We start from the raw sequence: 23,108 nt of genomic DNA on the forward strand, positions 1-23,108 counted from the left end.
ATACTATTTTTGAAATTAAGAAAAAATCCCTCTAAATCAAGGGAATACTATAAAAAAGGATGGTATTTAATCGATGAATTCAGTAGAAATTGCAAACGAACTGAAGGAATTATTAAGCGGCGGTAACATTAACGTTCAACTTTCAGTACCACAATTAGCAGAAAAAGCTACTTCTCGTGGTGAGGCAATGTTAACAGTAGATGGCGCAGTTCGTGCAGAAACTGGCAAATACACTGGTCGTTCACCTAAAGATAAATATACAGTAGAAGAAGAAAGCACAAAAGATCAAATTGACTGGGGTAAAGTCAATCAACCAATTTCCTCTGAAGTGTTCGATAACCTGTATGTAAAAGTAATAAAATATTTAAAAGAACAAGATGAATTATTTGTATTCAAAGGCTTTGCTGGTGCTGACAAAGATTCACAATTAAGCATCCAAGTTATTAATGAATACGCTTGGCACAACCTTTTCGCTCATCAATTATTTATCCGTCCAACTAAAGACGAATTAGCTTCGCATGTTGCAGACTTCACTGTCATCTCAGCTCCTAACTTTAAAGCAGATCCTGCGGTTGACGGTACTGCTTCTGAAACATTCATCATTGTATCACTTGAAAAGAAAATTATCTTAATTGGTGGTACTGAATATGCTGGTGAAATGAAAAAATCTATTTTCGGTATTATGAACTACTTATTACCACAACAAGGTATCCTTTCTATGCACTGTTCAGCAAACGTTGGTGAAGCTGGCGATGTAGCATTATTCTTCGGTCTATCTGGTACTGGTAAAACAACATTATCCGCTGATCCAGACCGTAAGCTTATCGGTGACGATGAACACGGCTGGTCTGATAATGGTGTATTCAATATTGAGGGTGGTTGCTATGCAAAAACGATCAACCTTTCTGCTGAGAAAGAACCAGAAATCTACAATGCAATCCGCTTCGGCTCTGTTTTAGAAAACGTAGCTGTTGATCCAGAAACTCGTATTTGTGATTATGATGATGGATCATTAACAGAAAATACACGTGTAGCTTATCCGATTCAATACATCGAAAACATTGTTGATCCTTCTGTAGCAGGTCATCCAAAAACAATCATCTTCCTAACAGCTGATGCGTTTGGCGTTTTACCTCCTATCAGTAAATTAACAAAAGAGCAAGCTATGTATCACTTCTTAAGTGGTTTCACTTCAAAACTTGCTGGAACTGAACGTGGTGTAACAGAGCCAGAACCAGTATTCTCTACTTGCTTCGGTTCTCCATTCCTTCCACTTCCTGCAACAGTTTATGCAGAAATGTTAGGTCAAAAAATTGACGAACATGGCGCACAGGTATTCCTAGTGAACACTGGTTGGACTGGTGGAGAATATGGTACTGGTAGCCGTATGAAGCTTTCTTATACACGTACAATGGTGCGCGCAGCTATCGATGGTAAATTAACAAATGTTGAAACGACACAAGATGCTGTATTTGGTTTACACATCCCAACAGCAGTTGAAGGTGTACCTTCACAAGTGTTAAATCCTCGTGAAGCATGGGCAGATAAAGCTGCATACGATGCAAAAGCTGCTGAACTTGCAGGTTTATTCAACGAAAACTTCCAGAAATTTGCAAACGTTTCTGAAGCCATCACTACACTTGGTGGCCCATTAAAATAACAACTAGAACAAGAAAAGGGAACGAGATAATTCGTTCTCTTTTTCTTTCCCATAAAACATAGATGAAGCTAATATAGGGAGATACATATGAAAAGAAAATACAAATTACTAGTAGCAATCATTACTATATTATTGGCATTATTTATTGGTGCTGGTTTTTTTGCAGGCAACTACTTTTATAATCTGGCATTAAATCCGGATACTGATAAAACAGCTGTTCTAGATGCCCCCCATAATTTAATTGATAGCAATTCAAATGAGGCTCAAGAGAAAGAGGACCGTGAGCAATGGTTTAACAAGCATTATGAGGAGAAGGCTATTCAATCCTATGATTCTCTTAATCTGCATGCTTACGCTATCCAAAACAGCCAGCCCACGGACAAATGGGCAATTATTTTCCATGGCTATTCAAGTGATGGTACACAAATGACTAAGTATGCTAAACAATTTTATGATATGGGCTATCATGTGCTAATTCCCGATGCAAGAGGACATGGTCAAAGTGAAGGTGATTATATCGGCATGGGGTGGCATGATCGTTTTGATGTTGTTTCATGGATTGACGACATTGTAAACGGGAATAAAGATGCTGAAATTGTGCTATTTGGAGTTTCAATGGGAGGCGCCACTGTGATGATGGCTTCAGGCGAGGATTTGCCGTCAAATGTAAAGGCAATCATTGAGGATTGCGGTTATTCTTCCGTATGGGATGAATTTTCCTATCAATTACAAGCAATCTTTCACTTGCCTTCATTCCCAATTATGCAATTCTCTTCAGTCGTAACTAAATTAAAAGCAGGCTATACTCTGGGAGAAGCTAGTGCTGTTGATCAAGTGGCAAAATCGAAAACCCCTATGCTGTTTATTCATGGAGACAACGATACTTTTGTCCCTTCGACCATGTTGAATGACGTATATGAGGCAGCAAATGTACCGAAGCAAAAATTACTTGTCGAAGGTGCTGGTCATGGCGAGGCGGAAAGCGTAGCTGGCGAGCTCTATTGGGAAACGATTCAGTATTTCTTAGAAACTTATATGAAATAATAAAGTGCCCCTTCTTTTAGAATACCTATTCATCTCCAGATGATAGCTATTTAAGAAGGGGCCTTAATAATTTCATTTTCTAGTGTTGCTTCATCCATTCACAAAGAGCACGTACGGTTTCACGATTTTTAGCTGGCGGGTATTGGTGTGCATAATGAAGGTCATACCATGTTTCGTATGTTTTATTAGCATCGTCTAAGAAAAATGCCAGTTGTCTAGCATGCTCTATATCCACATTCTCATCCTGATAGCCATGAATAATTAACACTGGAGCTGTTATATGCTCTACTTCAAACAAAGGTGTACGAGCATCATAGGCTTCCGGTACACGGTTTGGTGTTCCTCCGATAACGCGTTTCATCATCCGTCGCATATCTGTACGTTCCCAGTAAGTGGCCGTTGCATCAGAAACTCCAGCCCATGTCACAACGGAAGTAATATCCCTTCGTAAAATTGCTGTCCATAGAGCCATGATGCCTCCACGCGAAAAGCCAAAAACATGAATATTATCATTGCAAAATTGCTTCAGTACATCAACAGCAAAAACAGCATCATAACGATCCGCCCCTGCAAACTCATCTTTGCCCTCGCCACCTCTATTTCCACGATAATACGGTGCAAAGACGATAAAGCCTTGAGCGGCAAATTGGGCAATACGTGAGGGTCTTACCATACCTATGCTTTGCATACCCCCTCTTAAATATAAAAAGCCATCATATGTACCCTCAGTTTTCGGCTCTGCTAGAAGTCCTTTTATTCGCAAGCCCTGTGACATATAAGTAATTTCAGTTAAACGTATTGCTGGATTGGGTGAAGGATAGGCGCGCTTTTCAACGATATCACCATTTTTTGTCACGTCGTTTCAACTCCTCCAGCATTTTCTTCATTCCTTCATCCTTCATATGAAAGCTCAAGTTTGGATGATGGGTAAATTCCTCATCAGATAACCACAGCATACCGGATGTTTCTAAATCAAATTCAATGTCCTCCTGCCCAGCAAATTGTGCAGTAAAAACCGTTTTACAAAATAATATGTCATCATGAACCGCATATTCTGCAAACCATTGAAGATTTTTCACACGGACACCGGTTTCTTCAAATACTTCCCTTATAGCTGCATCCTCTAGCGTTTCGCCTTTCTCCAATTTGCCACCTGGCACCTCGACACCACGTCGTTTATGTATAGTACATAGCCACTTATTTTGATGCTTTAATAAAACAAGGACGTGTTTGGGTTCTACGGTAGACTCCCCTCTCGTAAAACTCAATTCTACGCGCAGGCCATGTAAATCTGTAAATGTTAACATATCTTCAACCTCACGTTCTTTCATGCTGAATAACAGAAGTCATTTTTCATTGCCTTCACTTACAGGCATCGTGAATTCCTAATTTCTGTTTTGTTGGGATTGCATTTCCACTAAGTGCAAATCATTTAAATCCCTCTAGTTTATCTAAGTTAACTATAGAGTAATCATACAGAAACAAGCAACTTTAAATATAGTGTAAGCAAGCAAAAAAGCGTGCTTCAAATGAAGACACGCTTTACATTAAATGACTCGTTCACCATCGAAATAAACAACCGGATTTTTCACTACACAATCAATATGGACATCCGCTGTATTTGCTCCACCGAATGGTACATTGCTACCGAATGCGATATGGATTGTCCCATAGACCTTCTCATCTTCTAATACATTACCACATAACATAGCACTTTTATTAGCTCCAATGCCGAACTCTGCGATGATCCGACCATTCTCTTCGCCAAGTAACTCTAGCAATCGAGGACCATCCGGACCAATTGCTTCTACTAATCGTCCATTAGAAATTTTTAATAATAATGGTTCCTTTAAGACTCCAATATTAGCAATAGAACCATCCACTAAAATTTCACCATTTGCAGATGTCTCTATTGGCGCAATATAGGATTCACCGGAGGGAATATTACCATGCTCTCCTGCTTGGCGAATAACGCCAGTCGAACGAATGCCTAAGCGGTTTTCTACACTAAATGTTAGCTCATGACCATCCTTAACAATTCGAATTCCTGCCGCCTTATCGAGAAGCTGGACATATTTTTCTACCATTTCCTCAATCTCTTGCGCATCTGCATGAAGCGCACCTTGTTCCAGCATCTCCCACGTAATACCTGGCATAGTCGCTACACGACCACCTTTTTCACAGGCATTTTTACGGGCTGCTGTATGTGTCAAGGAGTGAGTAGTCAAACAAAGTGAGACATCAGCATTTGCCAAAAGCGATGAAACTGCATGAATAGGCTCCTGTCCTGATTTCTCCAATAACGGCATAACCATAAGCATTGTATTAGCCGTTATTGTTAGCCCAGCCTCATAAAAGATTGTTGCTAAGTCTTGCTTTTGAACATCTGTCAAAATTAAAAGCGTTTCTGACGATTGAACATTTAAATGATCTTTTAATACCTTCAGTGCAATATCATGTAAATGCTGCATAGTAGCACTCCTTAATTAAAATTCAAATGATATCTACGAATGATTCCTTCTATTTCATTTCTAGCATCTGTTAAAGGACCCAAAAATTCAGGTACTCGTTGTTCCGTAAATCGGTAGATAGGGCCAGAAACAGTGATAGAGGCTACGACCTTTTCATCACTATTAAATATAGGCATAGCAAGTGCCAATACATCGACGGAATATTCACTGTTACTGAGTGCATAACCACAGCTACGTATTTTTTCAAGCTCTAACCGTATGTCATTTGCATTCGTCATCGTATTGGTCGTATAAGCGGTTAGCGGTTCATCAATAACCTTAGAAATTTGCTCATCACTTAGGAAAGCAAGCATAGAACGATAGGAAGCACCTACATAAAGCGGAGATCTACTTCCTCTTGAAACAGTAAACTTCACCTTATTCACAGGCTCCGCTTTTAATAAAGTTAACGCTTCCAATCCATTTAAAACTGTAAATATGGCGGTTTCACCAGTAACATCCTTTAAGTTATCAAGAACAGGCATACATAGCTGATCTATGTTTAATGAATCATACATATTCATACCAATTTCCCATAATGCAATACCCAAGGAGTACTTTTTGGTTACTGGATCCTTTGTAATAAACCCATTATTCTCAAATGTTTCGAGAATGCGATATAAATTTGTATGATTCATGTTCATCGCCATCGCTAACTCTCGACCACCCCATACAGGCTTTTCCTTTGTAAACATCTTTAAAACCGCAATTGATAAATTTAACGTCTTTAGCATATCTCTCATCCTTTTGATCTATTTATCTGTACAAACGGCTGCAAATCCCTCTCTTAAGGGGGATTAATTGAAAGATTTAACAGCCGTCAGCACCTGATATCACTTTATCAAAAGTAAGAGAGTAGCTAATCTCTTACTTTTGATAGAGGAAATCAATAGCAGCAGTAATATATACTTTTGCACAGCGTACGATATCCTCAACACGCACTTTTTCATTATACCCGTGAATGCTTGGTAAATAGGCCGGGCCGTATTGCAAAACCGGAATATCATACTGTCTGAAATGTCGAGCATCACTGCTTGCCCATTGCATAACACCATAAGCTTCTAATCCTGTTACAAATGAAATATTATCCACAATCGATTGGCAAACGGGATTTTCAGCTGGGGTATAATTGGCTACACTTTTGAAACCAAAACGTCTGATCGAATACTCAATGTCTAAGGCATCTAATTTATTCTTCAAGATTTCCGTTACTTCCTCCTGTGTAATACCGAATGGTAACCGACAATCGACCTGTACCTTACAATAATCTGGGATAACATTGGACTTCGTACCTCCCTCAATTGTACCAATATTTACAGTAATTTTCTCTAGTACTTCTTGATATTTCAGGCGGTCTTTCTCCACTTCACGCATATATTTTTTCGATACTTCTATTAGTGGCTGTACTTCTTCAGGAATGACAATATTCATGTCCCATAATGTGCGAATTTCTTGAATAGCTCGGATTGCATCATTAATTGCATTACGACCCGCTAAAGGTGATAAGCTACCATGTCCAGGTTCCCCATGCACTTCTAATTCAAACCAGTAGGAGCCTTTTTGCCCAATTGTCGGATTTAATGGAGATGAAGGCTCTGCAATTAAACATCCATCACCCTTAACTAAACCTCGCTCCAACAACCAAGGAACACCAAATTCCCCACCAGTTTCTTCGTCAGGTACAATGGCTAATGTTAATTTTCCTGGCAATTCAATATTCAATTTCTTGAGTAGTTTTGTAGCAAAAATAATACCTGCTAAACCTGCTTTCATATCGCTTGCACCACGCCCAAGCATCCAACCATCCTTCACTTCTCCAGAGAAAGGATCAAAATCCCATTTAGATAAGTCTCCAACAGGCACAACATCTGTATGCCCACAATAAACAAGTTCTTTGCCTTCACCATTTCCAATAGAAGCTACTAAATTAAACATTTTATCCGCAGCCTCATATTTTTGGTAAGCAATGCCTACATCATTTAGATAGTGCTCGATAAAGGCAGTTATTTCAGTCGTATCTCCTGGAGGATTCACACTTGGAATTTGAATGAGTTTCGAACAAAAATCAATTAACTCTTCTTGATGATTTTCCACTTCATCTACTAGTTGCAATTTTAGTGCTTGTAAGTCATTCATGTGCTTGTACCTCATTTCCTTTAGTTTGCAAATGCTTCATGCTACCGTATAAATTTTTCATATGTGTAAACTGCTTTTCATCAAAGAAAGAGCATTTATGTGCACCGTACGTTTTCGCCACTTCTAAGACAAATCGAACAACATTCTCTACATCTGTAACATGTGTTGCACCTGTTGCACAGCCTGCCACGATAGATTCGGTTGTAATTGCTACCCCTACAACAGGACTTGATGTCGCCACAGCGGGTTGTAAAATACTATTGATATGGAATAAACCATTCCCATATGGGGTAATGTCTTGCATTGTTAGCGGCAGTACAACTGGTGCAATACCTGCTGATTGCGTGTAAATTTGAAGCAAATCATCACTAATTTTTAATATGTAACCTTCTTTAACTGTTGGTGTAATGGCAAATCCTTTATGGTTACATACTTGGTTACCTTTTGTTGTATCAATTGAAAGAATAGCATCCATTGTTTCTTCCACTTCATTCTCGTTCATGACGCTAATATCGACTGGAGAATTCATAAATGGCACTGGCTCATGTGGTAAAGTGGGTGCAGTTGGACAAATATGAGTGGAGAAAATTACATCCCCCTCTAACTGGTCACCTTTTAAAGCCATATCAATCGCTTTTGCAGCGGAGGCCATACAGGCTAGTGCACCATCTCCATCCGATACAAAGCCCGTCATTTCAGGGCGTGCCCCAATACCGCCTAAGCGACCGATGATTCCTAATGTAGGCGCATAGCCACCTGAGGATTTACCATTCTTACCTTTCACTAGAACGCGGACAAAATCGGTTGAGCCATTTTCACCTTTAATTGTTTTAACTACTACATCTGCTGCTGGATTAATATTGTGTAAATACTCTTTCATAACTTCACCATTTACATACATACTATCCATTACCTCGTATAACTCCATAACATGCTTCAATGACATAATTAGTCCGCTCCTTTTTCTATCAAAAAATTTTATTCATTATGATTTATAAGCTTATATTGTAGATGCTTCTTGCTGAATAGCTTCCCATAAATGACATGATACTTGATGGGTTGCTGTCACCGTATCGAGTGTTGGTTGCTCTTCTGCACATTTGTCTGTGGCAAAACGACAACGTTTATGGAAGGCACAGCCACTCGGAGGATTCACGGGACTTGGAACATCCCCTGTTAAAATAATTCGTTCCTTTGTATCAAAAGGATTTTCCTTAGGGATAGCTGATAACAAAGCCTGTGTATAGGGGTGTTGAGGGTGATCATAAATTTCTTTATATGTGCCCATTTCAACAATTTTGCCTAAATACATCACTGCAATGCGATCACACATATAATTCACTACATTGAGATCATGTGAAATAAAAATATAGGTTAAACCAAAATCTTTCTGTAAATCTTTTAATAGATTGATTACTTGTGCCTGTACAGATACATCTAAGGCGGATACAGGTTCGTCACAAACAACTATATCTGGTTGAAGTGCAAGCGCCCGTGCAATATTAATGCGCTGCCTTTGTCCTCCTGAAAACTCATGGGGGTAGCGCTTTGCATGATAAGCACTCAACCCTACTGTTTCTAGTAGCTCCATGACACGCTTTTTACGTGATGATTCATCACCTATCCCATGTATCACTAATGGTTCAGCAATTAAATATTCAATCGTTTTACGAGGATCTAGGGATGCATAGGGATTTTGGAAAACCATTTGTATCGATTTTCGTGCAGAGCGAATATCCTTCGTATTTAAGCTTGCTAAATTGGTTCCCTTAAACTCAACGATACCCTCGGTTGGTGCTATTAACTGGTTGATTAAACGAGCAACCGTCGATTTCCCACAGCCCGATTCACCCACAATCCCAAGTGTTTCTCCTTTAAATAATTCAAAGCTTACTCCATCTACTGCTTTCACAAATTGTGTGGACTTTTTAAAAGGAATTGAGCTCTTAATAGGAAAATGCTTTTTTAAATTATTTACCTTTAAGATCAATTCATTGGGCTGTTGCATGAAAAACCCCCACCTTTCTAGCGACAATTTGATCTTTTGATTGCAAATGGCAGGCTACAAAATGATTGTCCTGGACTTCCACTAAATCGGGTATTGTACTACGGCATAGATCCGTTGCTAACGGGCAGCGAGCTGCAAAATGACAACCGCTTTGTGGCATGGTTAGATCGGGTGGACTTCCTGGGATGGCTGGCAACCTTTGCTGTCCTTGTGTCCCCATCGTAATCTGCGACTCTAATAATCCCCAAGTATAAGGGTGTAATGGTTTTTCATAGAGCTGCCTTGTTGTAGTCGACTCCACTGTACGGCCTGCATACATGACATTCACTTTGTCACAAAGCTCCCAAACTACACCTAAATCATGCGTAATCATAATAATGGCCGTATCATGTTCTTGCTGTAATTTTTTCATCAAATCAAGAATTTGAGCCTGTACAGTTACATCCAATGCTGTAGTGGGCTCATCAGCAATAAGTAGCTTTGGATTACAAGCAAGCGCAATAGCAATCATGACACGTTGACGCATTCCACCTGAAAATTCATGAGGATACATTTTCAAACGCTTTTCTGGCTCCGGAATCCCTACCATTTTCAGCATATCCACAGCTTTTATTGCTGCATCCTTCTTGGATATATGCTCATGAGCTTGGATCACTTCAAAAATTTGATTGCCCACTGTTAAAACGGGATTTAGACTCGTAATAGGGTCTTGAAAAATCATCGACATTTCATTACCTCTGACATTCCGCATTTCCTTTTCTGAAATCCCTATTAAATCACGCCCATTAAAACGAATTACTCCGTTCGTTATTTTTCCTGGCGGAGATGGAATTAAACGCATGAGAGCAGTGGCAGTAACACTTTTTCCCGATCCAGACTCACCAACAATTCCTAGTGTTTCCTTCTTATTTAATTGTAAATTAACTCCATTAACAGCTTTCATTGTAGAGCCACCACTCTTAAATTCTACTGTCAAGTTTTCTACATCTAGTAAACGTTCAGTCATGACGCCATCCCCTTTCATTAAACTTTCATTTTCGGATCTAATGCATCACGTAATCCATCTCCTAACAGGTTTATACCAAGGACTGTTAATAAAATACAGATACCTGAAAATGTCGCCATTTGAGGATTTAATACTAAAAAGTCTTTACCATCCTTTAAAATGCTACCCCATGAGGCTGTTGGAGGCTGTACCCCTAACCCTAAAAAGCTAAGTGCAGCCTCCGAAATAATAGCGCCTGCTGTACTCATCGTTCCATAGACAATCAATGGAGCTAAACAGTTGGGTAGTATATGACTAAAAATGATACGTGAATGTGTAGCCCCTAAAGAATGCGTCACCTCAATAAACTCTTCTTCTTTAACACTTAAAACCTGACCACGAACAAGCCTAGCAAACCCTGGTATATTGGCTATACCAATGGCGACTATAACGTTTACAAGCCCTTGTCCTAATACCGTCATTAACGTAATAGCTAATAAAATAAATGGAAAGGCGAAAAGGCCATCCATCGTGCGCATGATAATGGAATCACTACGGCCTCCAAAATATCCCGCAACAAGACCGAGTAATGTCCCAAACACAGCACCAAATAACACTGCTGCAATTCCAACAATCATAGATATTCGGGTTCCATAAACTAAACGACTAAACAAATCTCGACCATAGTTATCGGTTCCAAGCAAATGTCCATCGGTATTCATGGGTAAAAATGATTTACCAACAGTCATTTCATTTGGTGGGTGGGTTGCAATTAATGGAGCGAAGATAGCAACAATGGCCATCAAGGATACAATCACTAACCCAATTGTTGCTAATTTATTTTTAAGCAACTTTCGTAACAATGTATTTCTTTTTCTAGTTTCATTGACAACTGCTTGAGTCATTGTTATTTCTTCCCTCCATTCGATTCTAGATTGACCTTTGGATTCACAACCTTATACAACACATCAACGATTAAGTTAATAAGGACAAAGATAAAGGCAATGAAAATAACTGTACCTTGTACAACGACAAAGTCACGTTTATCTATCGCATCTACAATCAGTCGACCCATCCCAGGCCAGCTAAAAATCGTTTCTGTTAAAACGGCACCACCTAGTAAATTAGAAATTTGCATACCTAGTACCGTTAAGATTGGCGTTAAAGCATTTTTAAACGCATGCTTCCCAATAACCAAATATTCTTTTATGCCCTTAGAACGTGCTGTTTTAATATAATCTTGTGAAATGACCTCTAACATACTCGAACGTGTAATACGTGCGAATGTCGCCATTGGAATTGTTGCTAAAGCAAAGGCTGGCAAAATTAAATGCTTTAAATATGACCAAAAACCTTCACTCATATTCCCCATTCCAGTCGCAGGGAACCAGCCAAGATTGACACTAAAGAATAAGACAAGCATGATTCCCAACCAAAAAATTGGCATGGATACTCCTACTAGTGACACAAGCATGACCACATAATCAATGATCGTATTTTGTTTTCTAGCTGCCAATATACCTGCGGGGATTCCAATTACGACAGCTATTAATAAGGCTGCTAGTGCAAGTACAACTGTATTTGGGAATCTTTCGATAATAAGCCCCAACACAGACTCACTATAAGAATAGGAATAACCCAAATTTAACTGCGCTAAGTCACCTACATATGAAATAAATTGTGAAGGCATTGACTTATTTAATCCCAGCTCTTCTCTTAAATTCTCTACATCTTCCACACTAGCCTGGGGACCAAGCATGACAGAAGCCGGATCACCGGGAATCATTCGCGTGATAATAAATACGATGATACCAACTACTAACAGTGTTGGAATAAGGTTTACTAACCTTCTTAAAATAAATGAGCCCATCTTATTAAGACCTCCTTTTCATTATTAGAATCATTGGTTCATATTGTGAATAACTAAATACTACACCTAGCGATAATTATTTGTAAATATATTTTTTCTGAATTTTTTTAATTTTATATTTACTTCTTGTTTACAAATGTGCTACTTTTATTTCGAACCTACCATTTTTGAATCAACGGTTCATATTGTGAAACATAATAAAGGAGGCTAGCACGAATGAAGAAAATAAACGTAAAAAAATCTTTCCTACTTTTCTTTTTAACTTTAATGATTGCTGTTTTAGCTGCTTGTGGTGGGAATACAGAAAAAAATAACTCATCAGATGAACAAGATGGAGAAGTTACTTCTGGAGGATCATTAAATGTTGGTCTTTCAGCGAATGCCAAAACGTTTGACCCGATCAAATATACAGGGGTTTATGAATCACAGGTAATGCGTCAAATGGGTGATACTTTAGTTGTTTATAACAAAGATCTGTCGGATATCATTCCCTCATTAGCAACGGAATGGAAAGTATCAGATGATATGTTAGTTTATACGTTCCAATTACGTGAGGGTGTAAAATTCCAAAAGGGACAATACCAAGATGGTCGTGAGATGACAGCTGAAGATGTGAAATATTCATTAGAACGTTCTGCTAAAGAATCGGCTATGAATCGTCTTAGTGGCGTGACAGAGGTTAAGGTACTATCTGATTATGAAGTAGAGATTCACTTAGCTACTCCTAATGCTGCCCTACTTGCTATGCTAACTGATGCTGGGAATATCATTATTCCAAAAGAAGAGATTGAAGGATGGGGCGATAAATTTTCTGAGCATTTCATTGGCACCGGTCCATTCCAGTTAACAGAATGGAAAAAAGACCAAGAAGTAAAACTGGCACGCCATGAAAATTATTGGGGAGACAAGCCAAATCTCGACCATTTAGCAATGAAATTTATCTCCGACCAAAATATGATGACCAATGCATTACGTTCAGGTGATATTGATATCGCGATGGACGTAAAAGGCCAAAATCGAGAAATTATCAATCAAGATAGTAATCTTGAGCTGTTAACAAATCCGGGCTTATCCATTGTTTACCTGGATCTCAACAATAAAGTAGGCCCAACTGCTGATAAGCGTGTACGTGAAGCCATTTATATGGCAACAAATGTTGAGGAAATCATTTCTGGTGTTAATCAATGGGGTGGCGGTGATGTTTCCTATTTACCTTTACCTCCAGGTTCTTGGGGTTATGATAAATCCTTAGTCGATATGGTACCGAAATATAATCCTGAAGAAGCTAAAAAATTATTAGCGGATGCCGGCTATGCTGACGGCTTCAAAACAGAGATTTACGTATCAGAGGCACGTGTTCCTTACGCAACGATTTTCCAAAGTCAATTGAAGAAAAATTTAAATATAGATGTTGAAATTAAAGTCCTTGAATGGGGTACTTACAGTGATACAGTAGCAAAGGGCAATGCTCCAATGAATATTGGTGGTTGGACTTGGTATCCAGATCCATATTTCTTCCTCTATCAATTATTCCACACAAATCAAATCGGAGCGTTAGGTAATGGTAAAGGCTACAGCAATCCAGAAGTTGATAAATTATTGGAGCGTGCTGTATCCGAAACAGTCGTACAAGAAGAACGAGCAAAACTATACCAAGAGGCATTAAAACTTATACTAGCGGATGTTCCACGTATCGAATTAGAAGCAACGCAAACTGTTGCAGGCGTAAATAAACATGTACAGGGCTTTGAAGTTTCAGCTGATAACTCTGTTCAAATTGTTCATCCAAATGGTACGAACGTATCCCTATCAAAATAACTCAACTAGAAAAGTGGAGATTCTTGTCTCCGCTTTTCTCTTCATAAGGAGAGATCTGATCCGATGACTCGATATATAAATGGGCTTGTCTTTAACTCTGACACTCGTAGCTTTGATAAACAGTCATTCCAAGTGCAAGGAGAATATTTCGAACAAGCTACACATACTGCCGAGAATGAAATAAATTTAGATGGCTATTATATTACTCCTGGCCTTATCGATAGTTGTTCACAAATTGGTTTAGCTGAAATTGGCATTCGTTGGGAAGGTGATGATAGCTATGAATTTGAATCGCACTTACAATATTCAGTTATTGATGGTATTTACCCCTTTGATGGTGCCTTTCAAAAGTCTGTCTCACATGGGGTTACAGCATCGCATATTGTTCCTTCTCCCAAAAGCTTAATTGGTGCCAAAACGGCTATCATTCATCATACACATACAACTGTAGATGAAATGATGATTGCAAAAGATGTTGCATATTCCTTTTCTATTGGACACCAGGCAAAAAGTACATTTTTTGCTGAAAAGAAAAAGCCATTGACTCGTATGGGCATCGCTAAAATCTTAAGGGACACACTCCAACAAATTCAACAACAGGAACCTTCCATTCATAAGATTGTTGTACGGGCCCATAAAGCTGTCGATATTGAATTAATTCATCGACTACAACAAGAATTTAATAATGCTTTTGACTTTCATATTATTCATGGCACGGAAATTCCTCTTGTTGAAGAAACAGCTTTCCATACGGTTATTGCTGGGCCGACATTCCGTTATATTGAGCATAATGAGATGATGGAGCTGTCACCAAAGCTGTATCATCAGCTATTCACTCAAACAATTCCATTTGTTTTTTGTACAGATCACCCTGTTAGTAGCACATCCCATCTGACATTAGAAGGTTGTTTAGCTGTTAGAGAAGGTATGTCACGCTCCGATGTTCTCTATACTTTGACAACAGGTGCTGCTAATTTCCTAGGCATTGCCCATAAAACAGGTGCTATTCGTGATGGCCTTTATGCTGATTTTGTGATTTGGGATAAGCACCCATTAAATTTAGATGCACAGGTTATCGCTACTTTTATTAAAGGGGAAAAAGTTTATGCAACGGAAGAAGGTATGTCAAAATGATAATTTATCATCATGCAACGTTTCTCACAGTCAATGAACAAAATGATTTTTTTGAACAGCTATGGGTTGAAGATGGACGCATTGTTTATGTAGGGCCAGCAAAAGAAATACCCCCTTATGCGCACTTAATCGATCTACAGGGAGCATATGTCACACCAGGATTAATTGATATCCATGCACATGTAGGAACATGGGCAGAAGTAACTGAAGATATTAATGATGCTAATGAATATAGCGAACCATTTACGCCGCTTATGCATGCTTTAGACAGTGTTGATATTCGCCATTTCTCCTTTCAGCATGCCCTCGAAGGTGGCGTGACAACTGTACAAACTGGTCCGGGTAGTGCCAATGTTATTGGTGGTATTTGGAGTATCCTGAAAACAGCAGGTCCCACTCTCGCTTCTCGCGTCCTAGTAGAACGAAGTGGATTAAAAGGAGCATTAGGGGAAAATCCAAAGAACGTCTTTGGTAATCAATATAAACGAAAGCCAATGACCCGTATGGCGATTGCTCAACTGCTACGGGATGGCTTCCAACGGGCTAGCCTGCTGAATGAACAGGAGCAAGCTGAAGAGGTATTCCGAAATTCGGAATTACGACCATTTATTGAGGTACTCCGTGGTGAAATGCCCCTTCGTCTTCATTGCCATAGAGCAGATGATATTATGACCGCTATACGAATTGCCAAAGAATTTAATGTGAAGCTCCATTTAGAGCATTGTACAGAAGGCTATCTCATTGTTGATGCAGTAAAAAATAGTGGATTCCATGCAACGCTTGGTCCCTATATGTTAACCCCATCTAAATATGAAACCCGGCATTCTACACCAGCTATTGCTGCGATATTTAAAGAGCATAGTATTCCTTTTGCTATCATGACGGATCATCCCTTTGTACCCATTCAGTACTTAAAGTATTGCGCCTCTGAAGCAATTCGTTATGGGTTAGATGAACAAACAGCCTTAAAAAGCATTACGATACATGCCGCTAAGCTTGTACAGCTTGATCATCGAATTGGTAGTCTTGAGGAAGGTAAAGATGCTGATTTTGTTGTGTGGTCTCACCCTATTTTTGAAACGGAAGCGAAAGTACTACAAACCTATGTAAACGGAGAAAAATATTTTGAAGCGGAGGAAGCACAATGGAACACTCAAAAATTGCCATTGTAACTATTGGTCAAGCTCCTCGTAAAGATATGGCGGAGGATATTCAGCATTTAAAACAAGATGGCCTCCATGTTCATGAATTTGGTGTCCTTGATTCCCTATCTCCATCTGAAATTTCAGCGCTATCTCCCTCACAGGAAGACACTGATGTTTTAGTGACTCTCCTGACAAATGGTCAGCAGGTAAGGTTAAGTAAAGCAAAGCTCATGCCTTATATTCAGCAATGCCTTCATGATCTCCATGGCTTTACTTGGATTTTACTAATGTGTACAGGCGATTTTGCCAATAAACTATCCATTAAAAATCTATTACTCCCGGATCGTATGATGACTAATTTAGTGAAAGGCCTTCATACGGAATTAGCCATAGGTTTAATAGGCCCTGAGCCTGATCAACAAATAACGGTTGCAGAAAAATGGCAAAAAGCTCATTTTGAAGTGAATTTCTCTGCAAGTTCACCTTATCACTTTAATGCACACGATTTATTAGCAAAGGCACAGCAATTAGAATACGATGGTGCTGATTTGCTCATTCTTGATTGTATGGGCTATTCCACACCGATGAAAAATATGATTAAACATCAACTGAATATACCTATCATCGTTCCACGTGAAGCTGTTTTTACTATATTAAAGGCAATATGTTAATATCCTCTACTGAGGTGATTGATTTTCACTGAGAGTGGCGACACTCAAAGTGAAAATCAAACCCCATTAGACTCGCTTATTAAAATAAGGTAGCTGCTCCACAAATGACTTCGTTTCCTCATCTCCATACTCATGAACTAATGCATAAATTTTCATCAATCTTAAATCAATTTCATCATTTTCTCTATCTAAGTGATATTGGATATACGGTAACTGTGCACGCCATGCATTGGAAATTTCTAACAACTGCATTTGCTGAAAAATTTTCTCAAAAACATCTAATGCTTGTCGATCCACATTCAGTTCAAAATTCCAAGGCCCTGCATATGGATTCGTATAATAGGTTCTATTGGCAAGTGAAAAATATACACGTTGACGATCCATCATTACGATTCACTCCTTTTCCCATAGTATGGAGAGAATGATGTTGTTTTATTCTTTGGAATGTCAAACTTCCTTCACAATTAAAATGTCCATATCACTTATAATAAGTATGATGAACAAAGAACGGAGTGAGTATGATGAGTTTAACTACGCTCTTAATCGTCGCAATCATCATCGTTATTATTATCACTATTGCGACAGTTATCAGTGTCAACCGTGCCTATGCTTTTAAACATACCGTTGATGAAAAACCTAAACAAAGCTATCATCAAGAGGAGAACTAGCAAGTCATTCATTACTTATAAATTTTATTAATTGAATTTGGAGTGAAAGCAATGGGTGTACCATTACCAATTATTATTATGATTGCTATGATGATGTTAATGTTCGGTCTTTCTGTCATTTTCATTATCAAGAAAAAAAATAATATCTTTACGCAAACAATTGACGCAAAGCCAGAACAATTTCCATCGCAACAAGAGGAAGAACAACGATGAAATATCCCTTTATTTGGCTCATTAAGTTTTATAGAAAATACATCTCGCCAATGACGCCACCTACTTGTCGTTTCCATCCCACATGTTCTTCTTATGGCCTCGAAGCTTTTCAAAAGCATGGGGCGCTAAAAGGTTTTATTCTAACTATTACACGTATATCCAAATGCCATCCTTTTCATCCTGGTGGCTTTGATCCAGTGCCAGAAAAATGGCCTTCGAAAAAGAATTAATTTTCGGAGGTCATTTTTTCTTGTACTTTTTGAAGTTGTGCGTTATTATAATAACTGTTCTAAAAAATAAATCGTAATGGTTACTATTTAAGAAAGGGATTATATTATATGAAAAAAGTTTATGTATTATTGCTAGTCACAGTTTTTGCCCTGTTTACCGCTGCTTGCGGAGATCAATCATCTACTTCCCCAAAATCTTCTAATGAGACGGATAAATTAACAATTTATACTACTGTTTATCCTTTAAGCTATTTTGCACAGCGTATTGGCGGTGATTTTGTTGATGTCTCTTCTATTTATCCGGCTGGTGCCAATGAACACACATTTGAACCAACTCAAAAAGATATGATGAAATTAGCAGATGCCGATATCTTTTTCTATATTGGCTTAGGACTAGAGGGCTTTGTTGAAAATGCTAAAAAAACATTAGCGAATGAAGATGTCACAATGGTGGCAACTGCCGATGAAGTTTCAGATGAAAAATTAGCTACAAGTACAGGTCATGTTCATCCAGAAGAAGATCACCATGATCACGCTACAACTGAGGAAGAACACGATCATGCGGAAGAAGAACATGGACACGATGATCATGAGCATGGCGATATAGACCCTCATGTTTGGCTGTCTCCAACAATTAGTCAGGATTTAGCACTTGCTATTAAAAACACGTTGGTGGAAAAAATGCCTGCTCAAGAATCTACTTTTAATCAAAATTACGAGGCATTGGTAAAAGAATTACAAGATTTAGATGGTGAATTTAAAGCAATGGCTGATCAAGCACAAAATAAAACATTTTTTGTATCTCATGCAGCATTCGGCTATATTGCAGGTCAATACGGTCTAACACAAGTACCTATTGCTGGCTTAAATTCTCAAAATGAACCATCACAAAAAGAACTAACATCGATTGTTGATAAAGCTAATGAATTGCATATTCACTATATTTTATTTGAACAAAATGTCTCTTCTAAATTAGCAGAGGTCATTCAAAAAGAAGTTGGTGCAGAATCACTTGTATTGCATAATTTAAGTGTATTAACGGCCGACGATGAAAAAAATAAGGAAACTTACTTCACATTGATGAAGAAAAACATTCAAACATTAGATAAAGCTTTAAGCAGTCAATAATTGATTGAAAGAAGGAGGTGCCCCGAAATTGGATGGGACACCTCCTTTATTATGACGTATTTTTCTTGCGGTATTCGTTTTTCTGTTCGCTCAATCGATAGGAACCGCTTCGTTGTTTGGGACACTTGAATATCTTTTGAATGAGGCACTAGGAAAGCCACCATACTTTCTACTAAAATCGTTGCCCATTCATTAACATCAAAAGAGTCTATAGTGTTTAAATCGTTCTGGTTTTGTGAAACAAGTTTTGTAGGCTTTTCTATGAATGGTTTGTTGGCTAGCCTATTTTCGTCCATTATAGATATACCCTTATTTGGATTAAAACCTTCATGCAAAGGCGTTGTTACACTTTGTCTTTTTGTTACTTCCTGCATTTCAGAATATTTCTCACTTGTTGCAGCCGGGAAGCTTGCATAATCCCATGTATGATCCTGTGATAATTGGCGATCCGACACTAGAAAGTATTGATAACGTACTTCCCCCTTCCGGTCAGGTAATGGATCATCCCACGTCACATCGATATGATACCAATTATGATCAAGTTTCACTAATACCCAGGCATGGAGCTGTTCGCCCACTTTTCCAGGTACATATTGCACCTCAAAGCCCAGCATTTCTAGCATTCGATAAAGCACTAATGCATATGCCTGACAGACTCCCTTATTTTCTGTCAGTAGCGTGTAAGGGGAATATTGACTTCCTTCTGTTTCTTTTGAATATTCCGCAGTTAGAACAATAAAATCATGTGCAGCCTGTAATTTTTGTATGTCGCTTAATCCTTGCATAGGTGCAATAATATCCGTCAATGATTGTTCGACAATTGCTTCCTCTGTTTGTGAATGATGATAGGTAAATGTAAAAGCAATAGCTATATTTTTGTTATAACCATCATACTTCCATTTAAAGCTAGAAATATTAGTATAAATATAAGAGTTTTGAATCGCACCTTTCGTAATGTCTGTTAGTTCATCTTTAATATCAGATATGTCACCAGTATAGTAAATAGAGAATTCCGTTGATAGCTGCGTAACTTCTTTATTAATGAGAGATTGTAGTGTTTTAATTGAATCAGCAGTTGCTACATCATCTTTTTCATAGTTTGCAAAAACTTGCACATGACTCATTTGTAGAACAAATAATATAATGACAGCATTATATATATATTTCCTCATATGAGTCATTCTCCTTTACTAAATAGTTTATGCCTCTCCTTTTTTATTATGTTAATGAATGACTAATTTCATGCTAAAAGTTCAAATATTTACAAAATAAAAAGAAGCCTAGTGTACAAAAGGCTTCTTTTTTACATGTATTTTATTGTAGTAATTTTCGTCTAAGCAGCTTATCTGCTCCGTTTCGTGGGAGACTGTTTGTTATAATAATTTCCTTTGGCAACTTATATTTAGCCAGCCTCTGTTGACAGAAAGCTTGTAATTGTTCGACTGATACTTGTTCATTCAACACAACAAAAGCAACCGGTACTTGTCCCCATTGCTTATCATCGGCACCACATACACCCGCTTCCTTAACAGCTGGATGCATGAGCAGCACATTCTCTATTTCTGCAGGATATATATTTTCTCCACCAGAAATTATCAAATCTGCTCTGCGATCTATGACAAATAAATAACCATCTTCATCTAGATAGCCAATATCTCCCGTATGCAACCAGCCATCTCGCGTGGCGCTTTTTTGTGCAAAACGGCCGATATAGCCAGGTGTAACATGGGGTCCTCTAATACAAATTTCTCCTTCGCCTTGCGCGTTGGGTTCTACAATTTTGATTTGATTAAAAAATAAAGGCTTTCCGGCAGAGCCAATTTTCCGAATCGCATCCTCACTTGCTAATGTAGCTGTTTGCGAGGAGGTTTCCGTCATACCATACGTTTGAGCTACAGCTAAGTTTAACGTATGTGCTCTCGATAAGTAATCAGCTGGCACTGGTCCTCCACCAGCAAGCATTAATTTAAAACGGGAGGAAGCTTTAGCTTTATGTTGCTCCAACGTATGTAAAATTCTTTCCAACGTCACAGCTACAACTGACATATGCGTTACTTCACCATTCATAATATGATGCGTAATAGCTTCTACATCAAAATGATCATATAAATAGACTTGATTGCCATATAACAGTGAACGCACTAATATTGAAAATCCACTAATATGGAATAATGGAACAGCACATAGCCAAACATCATCAGCCTGTAGGCCAATATTTAAAACCGAGGCCGTTGCACTAGCCTGATGGTTACCTACCGTTTGACGGACCCCCTTTGGAAAGCCTGTTGTCCCAGAGGTATACATAATCGTTGTTGTTTGATCCAAAGGCCATTCCTTTCCGATATCGAATGCACCTTCTTCTCCCTCTTCAATCGTTGAAAATAAATAATGAGCCGTATTTGCAGGCAACTTATTTACATCTTCATCCGCAATCAATACGGCAACTGCCTCAGAATCCGCCAACTGGTAACCAAGTTCATCCTGTGACAATCTACGATTTAGCATAACCATCTCACATTGTAGATGCAAGCAAGCATACATGGTGATTACAAGCTCTGGTTTACTTGGCCCCATGATGGCAATTCGATCACCCCGCTTTATACCCAGTCCCACTAATTGGCGAGCACGCTTACTAGATAAATCATTCAACTCTAAAAAAGTCCAACTTTGTTCTTTATAAGTTAATGCCTTACGTAACGGTGTTAAATAGGCACGCTGTATAATCCAATTCGGATACATATTTGTCACTCCAATCACCCTACATCTTAACGCTTTACCCTAGCGCTTGTCTATTCGTGATGCATTTGCTTTTAAAACGCTATAATTTTGTTTTATCCATCATTTTTGTGTTTTTATCCGTCACTTTGCTTGTTCTATCCGTCACTTTTGTGTTTTTATTCGTCACTTTCCTCGCTCTATCCGTTTTTGCTGCTATCCGCCACATTGCTTCTACGCCACTCCTAATTTCCCAGGCATACAAAAAAGCTCGTATCTCTAATAGATACGAGCTTTACAAGCACCCTAGCTAATAAATCAAGGGAATCTTGGGAATTGGCCAAAGTCTGGTTGACGTTTTTCTTTGAAAGCGTCGCGACCTTCTTTTGCTTCATCTGTTGTGTAGTAAAGAAGTGTAGCGTCACCAGCCATTTGTTGAAGACCTGCTAAGCCGTCTGTATCTGCATTCATCGCTGCTTTTAAGAAGCGCAATGCAGTTGGTGACATTTGTAGCATTTCTTCACACCATTGAACAGTTTCATCTTCTAATTGGTCATAAGGAACCACTGTATTAACTAGGCCCATATCAAGCGCTTGTTGTGCATCGTATTGACGGCAAAGGTACCAAATTTCACGGGCCTTTTTATGTCCAATAATACGAGCAAGATAGCCTGAACCGTAACCAGCATCAAATGACCCTACTTTTGGACCTGTTTGTCCAAAGCGAGCGTTGTCCGCAGCAATTGTTAAATCACAAACAACATGTAATACGTGTCCTCCACCAATTGCATAGCCTGCAACCATTGCCACTACAGGTTTTGGAATTACACGGATTAAACGTTGTAAATCAAGAACGTTTAGACGTGGGATTTCATCGTCTCCTACGTAGCCACCATGACCACGAACTTTTTGATCTCCGCCTGAGCAGAAGGCATGTTCACCTTCACCTGTTAAAATAATTACACCGATATTTTTATCATCGCGTGCACGTGAAAATGCATCAATCATTTCCATAACCGTTTTTGGGCGGAATGCATTACGCACTTCTGGACGATTAATCGTAATTTTTGCGATTCCGTTATAGAACTCATACTTAATATCTTCATAAGTATGTAATGAAGTCCATTGACGTGTCATTGAATTGCCTCCTATATTCTAAATTCGTCTCGTTAT

General features: G+C 38.6%; 25 protein-coding genes. 10 read left to right on the forward strand and 15 right to left on the reverse strand.

Annotated features, from left to right (window positions below):
* Positions 1-73 precede the first annotated feature (73 nt).
* Positions 74-1,660, forward strand: a complete 1,587-nt coding sequence (pckA, locus tag MKY80_RS17615) for a phosphoenolpyruvate carboxykinase (ATP) (RefSeq protein ID WP_089985604.1) — start codon at positions 74-76, stop codon at positions 1,658-1,660.
* An 87-nt stretch (positions 1,661-1,747) separates the two neighbouring features.
* Positions 1,748-2,704, forward strand: a complete 957-nt coding sequence (locus tag MKY80_RS17620) for an alpha/beta hydrolase (protein WP_089985603.1) — start codon at positions 1,748-1,750, stop codon at positions 2,702-2,704.
* Between the two features lie 79 nt (positions 2,705-2,783).
* On the opposite strand, the gene MKY80_RS17625 is transcribed toward MKY80_RS17620, so the two are convergent.
* From MKY80_RS17625 to MKY80_RS17670, 10 genes are all read right to left on the reverse strand, one after another.
* Positions 2,784-3,560: a prolyl oligopeptidase family serine peptidase gene (locus MKY80_RS17625; RefSeq protein ID WP_239354785.1), complete on the reverse strand. Its 777-nt coding sequence runs from the start codon at positions 3,558-3,560 to the stop codon at positions 2,784-2,786.
* Positions 3,544-4,035 (reverse strand): NUDIX domain-containing protein, encoded by a 492-nt coding sequence (locus tag MKY80_RS17630; RefSeq protein WP_342530487.1) that lies wholly within the window; start codon positions 4,033-4,035, stop codon positions 3,544-3,546. The genes MKY80_RS17625 and MKY80_RS17630 overlap by 17 nt, the downstream gene beginning before the upstream one ends.
* A 216-nt stretch (positions 4,036-4,251) precedes the next feature.
* Positions 4,252-5,175 (reverse strand): aminopeptidase, encoded by a 924-nt coding sequence (locus tag MKY80_RS17635; protein WP_090003229.1) that lies wholly within the window; start codon positions 5,173-5,175, stop codon positions 4,252-4,254.
* Positions 5,176-5,186: 11 nt separating this feature from the next.
* Positions 5,187-5,948, reverse strand: a complete 762-nt coding sequence (locus tag MKY80_RS17640) for an IclR family transcriptional regulator (RefSeq protein ID WP_043990725.1) — start codon at positions 5,946-5,948, stop codon at positions 5,187-5,189.
* A 133-nt stretch (positions 5,949-6,081) separates the two neighbouring features.
* On the reverse strand, positions 6,082-7,350 hold the full coding sequence (locus MKY80_RS17645) for an ArgE/DapE family deacylase (RefSeq protein WP_090003230.1): 1,269 nt from the start codon (positions 7,348-7,350) through the stop codon (positions 6,082-6,084).
* The gene (locus tag MKY80_RS17650; RefSeq protein ID WP_008180369.1) at positions 7,343-8,296 is read right to left on the reverse strand and encodes a DUF1177 domain-containing protein; all 954 of its coding nucleotides are present in this window, start codon (positions 8,294-8,296) and stop codon (positions 7,343-7,345) included. The genes MKY80_RS17645 and MKY80_RS17650 overlap by 8 nt, the downstream gene beginning before the upstream one ends.
* 54 nt (positions 8,297-8,350) lie before the next feature.
* On the reverse strand, positions 8,351-9,358 hold the full coding sequence (locus tag MKY80_RS17655; RefSeq protein WP_008180368.1) for a dipeptide ABC transporter ATP-binding protein: 1,008 nt from the start codon (positions 9,356-9,358) through the stop codon (positions 8,351-8,353).
* Positions 9,342-10,364: an ABC transporter ATP-binding protein gene (locus MKY80_RS17660; RefSeq protein WP_043990724.1), complete on the reverse strand. Its 1,023-nt coding sequence runs from the start codon at positions 10,362-10,364 to the stop codon at positions 9,342-9,344. Before MKY80_RS17660 ends, MKY80_RS17655 begins: the two co-directional genes overlap by 17 nt.
* A gap of 17 nt (positions 10,365-10,381) precedes the next feature.
* Positions 10,382-11,248 carry an ABC transporter permease gene (locus MKY80_RS17665; RefSeq protein ID WP_008180364.1) on the reverse strand — a complete coding sequence of 289 codons (867 nt, stop codon included), beginning with the start codon at positions 11,246-11,248 and terminating at the stop codon, positions 10,382-10,384.
* A gap of 2 nt (positions 11,249-11,250) precedes the next feature.
* On the reverse strand, positions 11,251-12,213 hold the full coding sequence (locus MKY80_RS17670) for an ABC transporter permease (RefSeq protein WP_008180362.1): 963 nt from the start codon (positions 12,211-12,213) through the stop codon (positions 11,251-11,253).
* 216 nt (positions 12,214-12,429) lie between these two features.
* Between MKY80_RS17670 and MKY80_RS17675 the strand changes: the two genes are divergently transcribed.
* The 4 genes from MKY80_RS17675 (at position 12,430) to MKY80_RS17690 (ending at position 16,981) form a co-directional block, all read left to right on the forward strand.
* Positions 12,430-14,031, forward strand: coding sequence for an ABC transporter substrate-binding protein (locus MKY80_RS17675; RefSeq protein ID WP_089985597.1), 1,602 nt, complete (start codon positions 12,430-12,432; stop codon positions 14,029-14,031).
* Positions 14,032-14,094: 63 nt separating this feature from the next.
* Positions 14,095-15,165: an amidohydrolase family protein gene (locus MKY80_RS17680; RefSeq protein WP_008180358.1), complete on the forward strand. Its 1,071-nt coding sequence runs from the start codon at positions 14,095-14,097 to the stop codon at positions 15,163-15,165.
* A complete protein-coding gene (locus MKY80_RS17685; RefSeq protein ID WP_089985595.1) occupies positions 15,162-16,337 on the forward strand; it encodes an amidohydrolase in 1,176 nt (391 codons plus the stop codon). Before MKY80_RS17680 ends, MKY80_RS17685 begins: the two co-directional genes overlap by 4 nt.
* Positions 16,310-16,981, forward strand: a complete 672-nt coding sequence (locus tag MKY80_RS17690; protein ID WP_089985593.1) for an AroM family protein — start codon at positions 16,310-16,312, stop codon at positions 16,979-16,981. Before MKY80_RS17685 ends, MKY80_RS17690 begins: the two co-directional genes overlap by 28 nt.
* A 66-nt stretch (positions 16,982-17,047) precedes the next feature.
* Here the strand turns inward: MKY80_RS17690 and MKY80_RS17695 are convergent, their stop codons facing one another.
* Positions 17,048-17,365 (reverse strand): hypothetical protein, encoded by a 318-nt coding sequence (locus tag MKY80_RS17695; RefSeq protein ID WP_008180353.1) that lies wholly within the window; start codon positions 17,363-17,365, stop codon positions 17,048-17,050.
* Positions 17,366-17,499: 134 nt separating this feature from the next.
* Between MKY80_RS17695 and ytzI the strand changes: the two genes are divergently transcribed.
* The 4 genes from ytzI to MKY80_RS17715 all read left to right on the forward strand — a co-directional run bounded on the left by ytzI (position 17,500) and on the right by MKY80_RS17715 (position 19,220).
* Complete coding sequence (ytzI, locus tag MKY80_RS17700) at positions 17,500-17,649, forward strand: YtzI protein (RefSeq protein WP_225316113.1); 150 nt, start codon at positions 17,500-17,502, stop codon at positions 17,647-17,649.
* 51 nt (positions 17,650-17,700) lie between these two features.
* Positions 17,701-17,862, forward strand: a complete 162-nt coding sequence (locus MKY80_RS17705; RefSeq protein ID WP_008180350.1) for a hypothetical protein — start codon at positions 17,701-17,703, stop codon at positions 17,860-17,862.
* The gene (gene yidD / locus MKY80_RS17710) at positions 17,859-18,092 is read left to right on the forward strand and encodes a membrane protein insertion efficiency factor YidD (protein ID WP_008180348.1); all 234 of its coding nucleotides are present in this window, start codon (positions 17,859-17,861) and stop codon (positions 18,090-18,092) included. The genes MKY80_RS17705 and yidD overlap by 4 nt, the downstream gene beginning before the upstream one ends.
* A 108-nt stretch (positions 18,093-18,200) precedes the next feature.
* On the forward strand, positions 18,201-19,220 hold the full coding sequence (locus MKY80_RS17715; RefSeq protein ID WP_107922370.1) for a zinc ABC transporter substrate-binding protein: 1,020 nt from the start codon (positions 18,201-18,203) through the stop codon (positions 19,218-19,220).
* Here MKY80_RS17715 and MKY80_RS17720 read toward each other — a convergent pair.
* From MKY80_RS17720 to menB, 4 genes are all read right to left on the reverse strand, one after another.
* Positions 19,214-20,392 carry a transglutaminase domain-containing protein gene (locus MKY80_RS17720; protein WP_043990723.1) on the reverse strand — a complete coding sequence of 393 codons (1,179 nt, stop codon included), beginning with the start codon at positions 20,390-20,392 and terminating at the stop codon, positions 19,214-19,216. The two genes, MKY80_RS17715 and MKY80_RS17720, sit on opposite strands and share 7 nt — an antisense overlap.
* Positions 20,393-20,534: 142 nt before the next feature.
* Positions 20,535-21,959, reverse strand: a complete 1,425-nt coding sequence (locus tag MKY80_RS17725) for an o-succinylbenzoate--CoA ligase (RefSeq protein WP_090003233.1) — start codon at positions 21,957-21,959, stop codon at positions 20,535-20,537.
* 79 nt (positions 21,960-22,038) lie between these two features.
* On the reverse strand, positions 22,039-22,164 hold the full coding sequence (locus tag MKY80_RS17730) for a hypothetical protein (protein ID WP_258955057.1): 126 nt from the start codon (positions 22,162-22,164) through the stop codon (positions 22,039-22,041).
* Between the two features lie 89 nt (positions 22,165-22,253).
* Positions 22,254-23,072: a 1,4-dihydroxy-2-naphthoyl-CoA synthase gene (gene menB / locus MKY80_RS17735; RefSeq protein ID WP_008180343.1), complete on the reverse strand. Its 819-nt coding sequence runs from the start codon at positions 23,070-23,072 to the stop codon at positions 22,254-22,256.
* Positions 23,073-23,108: the final 36 nt, after the last annotated feature.

The organism is Lysinibacillus sp. FSL R5-0849, from assembly GCF_038595075.1.
Classification (GTDB): Bacteria; Bacillota; Bacilli; order Bacillales_A; family Planococcaceae; genus Lysinibacillus; species Lysinibacillus fusiformis.